Annotated in this window: 2 protein-coding genes and 1 pseudogene; all 3 read left to right on the forward strand. The window is 55.3% G+C overall.

Annotated features, from left to right (window positions below):
* A pseudogene (locus C6H66_RS26260) lies at positions 1-4,265 on the forward strand (hemagglutinin repeat-containing protein); the annotation flags it as partial.
* A 177-nt stretch (positions 4,266-4,442) separates the two neighbouring features.
* A complete protein-coding gene (locus C6H66_RS24545) occupies positions 4,443-5,024 on the forward strand; it encodes a TNT domain-containing protein (protein ID WP_248000821.1) in 582 nt (193 codons plus the stop codon).
* Positions 5,021-5,251 carry a hypothetical protein gene (locus tag C6H66_RS24550; protein WP_046397856.1) on the forward strand — a complete coding sequence of 77 codons (231 nt, stop codon included), beginning with the start codon at positions 5,021-5,023 and terminating at the stop codon, positions 5,249-5,251. The genes C6H66_RS24545 and C6H66_RS24550 overlap by 4 nt, the downstream gene beginning before the upstream one ends.
* Positions 5,252-5,609: the final 358 nt, after the last annotated feature.

Genomic DNA, 5,609 nt, shown 5'->3' on the forward strand with positions numbered 1-5,609 from the left:
CGGCCAGACCACCCGTTACGACTGGTCGCAGGTGGACACTTCCCGCCACAATAAATACAAAGTGCACGATGCCATCATGCCGGATGGCAGCCGCAGTAATGACTTTTACGAATATCAGTACACCCGGACCGTCAAGGAAACTCAGGTTAAACAGAGTGACCCCGGTAAAATTCTGGCCGGGGGCAATATGACGCTCAACAGTGCGCAGGTCACCAATCACGACAGCCAAATTATCGCCGGTGGGGCGCTAAACGGGGAGATAGGCGAGCTGCACAATATCGCTACTCAGGGCGAACGCGTAACCACTGATACTGGCAGCCAGACCCACTGGTATGCCAAAAAAACCAGAAAGAAAAAGTTCGGATTCGGGGGCACCAAAACCTCACAGGGAAAAAGCCGCAGCCATTATGACCCTGCCCCCGTCATAGAAACCCTCGACCTGAAAACGCTGGCCTGGCAGGCGCATACCCGTCCACAGGGTACCGATATCACGATTACAGACCGACAAACCGGTCAGATACATTCTGCCCCCACAGCGGTCACGCCGGTGAACGGTATCAAAAATCAGCCACTGAGTTTGCCCCCGGAGACCGTCAAAGGGCAAACTGTCGACCCGGTAATACGCGTGGTGACGCCCGATACCCGCCTGCCGGATAACAGCCTGTATACCGTGCAACCGGGCAGCGACAGCCACTATCTGGTCGAGACCGACCCGAAATTTACCCAGTATAAACAGTGGCTCGGCTCGGACTACATGCGGCAACAGTTAACGCACGACCCGGCGCTGGTTCACAAACGCCTGGGCGATGGGTTCTACGAACAGCGTCTGGTGCGTGACCAAATCACCCAACTGACCGGCCAGCGCTATCTGCCGGGCTACAACAACGACGAAGCCCAGTTTAAAGCGCTGATGGATGCCGGTGTCGCTTTTGGCAAACAGCAGCAATTAACGCCGGGCGTGGCGCTGAGTCCGGCGCAGATGGCGTTGCTGACCTCAGACATTATCTGGCTGACTAACCAAACCGTGACCCTGCCGGATGGCACGACCGAGGTGGTCACCGTGCCGCAGGTTTATGCCCGCGTCCGTCAGGGCGACCTGAGCAGTGACGGCGCTTTGCTGGCCGGGAATACCGTGGCGCTCAACAATCAGGGCGATATCACCAACAGCGGCACGATTAGCGGGCGTGACGTCACCCAACTGACGGCCAACAATCTGACCAATAGCGGCTTTATTCGCGGCGGCAAAGTGGATTTAGCGGCCCAACAGACGCTCACCAACCGGGGCGGCCGGATTCAGGGCGATGACCGGGTGACTCTGACAGGCCGCGATATCACCAGCGCATCGACGGTACGCGGGGATGAGGCTAACCGTTGGTTAGACCGTCCGGCAGGCATCTATGTGCGGAACGATAAGGGCGCCTTATCGCTGAGCGCCATCAACAATGTGCAATTAACCGCCAGTGACGTCAAGAATGCCGGTAAAGACGGTCACACCGAGATAACCGCAGGCCATAACCTGACGCTGGACGCCTTAAGCACGCGCCGTACAGAACAGGGCAACTGGGGGAAAGATAACTATCGCCATCTGACCCAGCAACAGGATATCGGCAGCCAGATAACCGGCGCCGGTGAGGTGACCCTGCAAGCCGGGCAGGATTTGAACGCCACCGCCGCCCACGTCAACGCCGGTCGACAACTGACGGCGCAGGCCGGAAATAACCTGACGCTGACCACCGGTACGGCCTCATCCGATTTAGTGGAACACAGTAAACAAACCAGCAAAGGCTGGCTGTCGAAATCGTCAGTGGAAACCCACGACGAAGTGCATGACCGGCAGGCGCTCAGCACCACATTCAGTGGCGATAAGGTTAATCTCCGGGCCGGTAAAGACCTGCATATTAGCGGCAGCAATGTCGCCGGTACGCAGGATGTCAGCCTGAACGCCGGTCATCAGCTCACCGTCACCGCCGCTGCGGAAGCGCACGATGAAACCCACTTGCGGCAGGAGAAAAAATCGGGCCTGATGGGCACGGGCGGGATTGGTTTTACCTTAGGCAAAGCCAGCCAGAAAGTCACCACCGACAGTGACAGCCAGCTGAGTAAAGGCAGCACGGTCGGCAGCAGCCACGGTAACGTGAGTCTCAACGCCGGAGAACAGCTCCGGGTTCACGGCAGCGAGGTGATTGCCGGTAAAGACCTGACGCTGGCCGGTCAACAGGTTGATATCACCAGCGCGGAAAACCGCCATCACACCACGAACAAAAACCGAACAAAAACAGAGCGGCTTAACCGTGGCGCTGAGCGGCACAGCAGGCGGGGCCGTCAACAGCGCGGCGCAAACCGCCAGAGCCGCCCGCACTGAAAGTGACCCGAGAGTGAAAGCGCTGCAAAATACTCAAGCTGCCCTCAGCGGAGTACAAGCCGTGCAGGCTGGCCGACTGGCAGCGGCTCAGGGCAGTGACGACAAAGGCAATAACAATCTGGCCGGGGTGAGCCTGTCCTACGGTCGCCAGTCTTCCCGTTCAGAACAGCAGCACCGCCAGACCACTCAACAGGGCAGCCATCTCACTGCCGGGGATAACCTGACCATAACCGCCAAAGGGGATGGCAAAGACGCATCAGGCCAGCATGGCGATATCCGCATTCAGGGCAGCCAGTTACAGGCGGGTAAAGACCTGCAACTCCATGCTAACCGGGATATTCAACTCTCCTCCAGCCAGAACACCGAACAGACTACCGGCAAAAACAGCAGCCACGGCAGCTCGCTAGGTGTGGGCCTGACCGCGGGGCCGGGGGGCACCGGCCTGAACGTCTCGGCCAATGTCAGTCGGGGCACCGGCCGTGAAAACGGCAACGGCGTCAGTCACACTAACACCACGTTACAGGCGGGACAGGCCGTCGGGCTGAACAGTGGCCGGGACACGACGCTGAAAGGGGCTCAGGTCAGCGGCGAGCAGATTACCGCCGACGTAAAACGTCATTTGACATTAAGCAGCGAGCAGGACAGCCAGCGCTATGACAGCCAGCAACACAACGCCAGCGCGGGCGTCAGCGCCACCGTGGGGCCCCTCACTAACGGCACCGCGAGCCTCAATGCCAGCCGCAATAAACTCCACAGCAACTATGACAGCGTGCAGGAGCAGACCGGGCTGTTTGCCGGCAAAGGCGGCTATCAGGTTAACGTCGGCGACCACACCCAACTGGACGGCGCGGTGATAGCCAGTCAAGCCGACAAAGCCAACAACACCCTGAACACCGGGACGCTGGGCTTCAAGGATATTAAAAATCAAGCGGACTTTACTGTTGAGCAGCAAAGCGCGGGCGTCAGCCTCGGCCAACCCACCGCCGGTCAGGTCCTGAATAATCTGGCGGTCAATGGGCTGAGCGGTTCCCATAACCAGGGCCATGACAGCAGCACCACGCACGCCGCCGTCAGCGACGGCAACCTGATTATCCGGGATAAAGCGCATCAGACGCAGGATATCGCGACCCTCAGCCGCGATACTGATAATGCCGCCAATGTCCTCAGTCCGATATTTGACAAGGAAAAAGAGCAGCAACGGCTGAAACAGGCGCGACTGATTGGCGAAATCAGCGCCCAGATGACCGAGATAGCCAGTACGGAAGGGAAAATTATCGCCACCAAAGCGGCGAAAGCGAAACTGGACCATATCAGTGAACCGGACAAAGCGGCAGCCAGAAAAAAACTGGTCGACAGTGGCAATCCACACCCGACTGCGGCGGATATCAATAAGCAAGTTTATGACACCGCTTACACACAGGCGCTGAATGACTCGGGCTTTGGGACCGGCGGAACCTATCAGAAAGCCCTACAGGCGGCTACGGCAGCGATTCAGGGCTTAGCGGGGAACAATCTCGGTCAGGCGCTGGCCGGGGGCGCTTCACCGTATCTGGCGGGCGTGATAAAAGAGCTGACCACTGACCCACAAACTCATAAAGTGGATATCGCCACCAATACGCTGGCCCATGCAATTTTAGGTGCGGTGGCGGCAGAGGTCAGCGGTAATAATGCCCTGTCAGGGGCAGCCGGTGCCGCGTCGGGTGAACTGGCGGCTCAGGTTCTGATAAAGCAACTTTACGGCGACGGGGCAAAAGTCAGTGAGTTAACGGAAGAGCAAAAACAAACTATCAGCACCCTTTCCACTCTGGCGGCCGGGCTGGCCGGTGGTATTGCCGGTGACTCCAGCGCCAGTGCCCTCACTGGGGCGCAGGCAGGGAAGAATGCAGCGGACAATAATGCCCTTGGCGCAGCAGCCGGCTCGGATCTTGGATTCTGGTTAAGTAAAACACCAGACTGCGATACGACGTGCAAGGCTAATATTGCTAAAGGTATAGCTGATGGAAACCTAATTGTCTCTGCGGGAGGAATGGCAGTAGCCGGTGGTGCCCAGATTGTGGCCGCCACACCTGAAATTGCTGCAATGGCACGAGCTGCACTGGAAGGGTGTAAAGCTGCGCCAACAATTTGTCTAAATAATGCAGGTATTCAGGTTGCAGAAGCATTAACGCCGGGTGGTGTAGGTGCTGCTGGTGTGATCGGTGTAGGCAAAACAGCGGCAGAGGCTACTGTGGCTAAGACGGTAGCAAATCGTGTCAAAGAAAATGTTACTACTAGTCAGGTTGCCAGAGAATCATCGAACTTTGGACAATACAGTAAAGCAGAGGGTTCTGTTCAGGAATCATTAGGAATTTGGCCGCCAAATCGGGGAGCTTATGGTCCTGTTGAGAAAGTAACGCTGCCAAATGGGGCAATTATTGATAGGTATGGTTCAACAAAAGGAACATTTACATCACCAGTGGGAGTACCATTTGAGAATAGGGCATTACCATCTTATTCTGCAAATGCACCTTATAATGTGTATAAAGTTCTAAAACCTATAGATGGTGTTTCAAAAAGCAAGATATTGCCGTGGTTTGGTCAAAAGGGGCAAGGAACGCAATATGAACTACCTAAGCCTGTTCAATGGTATTTAGATAATCATTACTTGGGAGAGAATAAGTGACAAGACAAGAATTAGTATCCATCCTTGAATATAAAAATGTACCTAACGGTATTTATAGTTTAGATGGATTGAAAGAAGGAGAGTGCCTATGTATTAACCCTCATGATGGAGTCTGGGATGTTATATACAACAATAGAGGAAAAATCACATATAAGGAAGTTTTTACTAATGAAGAGTCAGCTTACGATAGATTTTACCAAATCATGAAAGATGATTATGGTTGGTAATTTTTAAGAGCTGTTGTCGATAATCGCCATTTAAGCGTTGACCAGAATCGTTCAAGGAGCGAGGAACTGGTCAACTGTCAGAGTGATACCAGTTGCCGTTCTGCCGTCAGGGATAAATATCGGCAGGAATATGACAAAGTTCAGGAGCGGATAGCAACGTGTTCAGGCGCTGACCAGTGCGTTGCCGTTGCCAAAGAGCTGCGGGCATTGCAAGGTGACTACAGTGCCCGGATAGGCGAAATTCAGGAAAAAGCCAGAATGCAGGGGCTGGATTCCCTCACACCGGCAGAAGTGCGGGAATGGGCAGATTTACGCGGTGCGATGTCAAATATTGACGCATCACGGAATTTGGTGCTCC

The sequence above is a fragment of the Photorhabdus hindustanensis genome (assembly GCF_002968995.1).
GTDB classification, from domain to species: Bacteria; Pseudomonadota; Gammaproteobacteria; order Enterobacterales; family Enterobacteriaceae; genus Photorhabdus; species Photorhabdus akhurstii.

Bases quoted from the DNA above. Each gene is read 5' to 3' on its own strand.
- C6H66_RS24545 (WP_248000821.1), top strand. From the start codon at position 4,443: ATGGCACGAGCTGCACTGGAAGGGTGTAAAGCTGCGCCAACAATTTGT.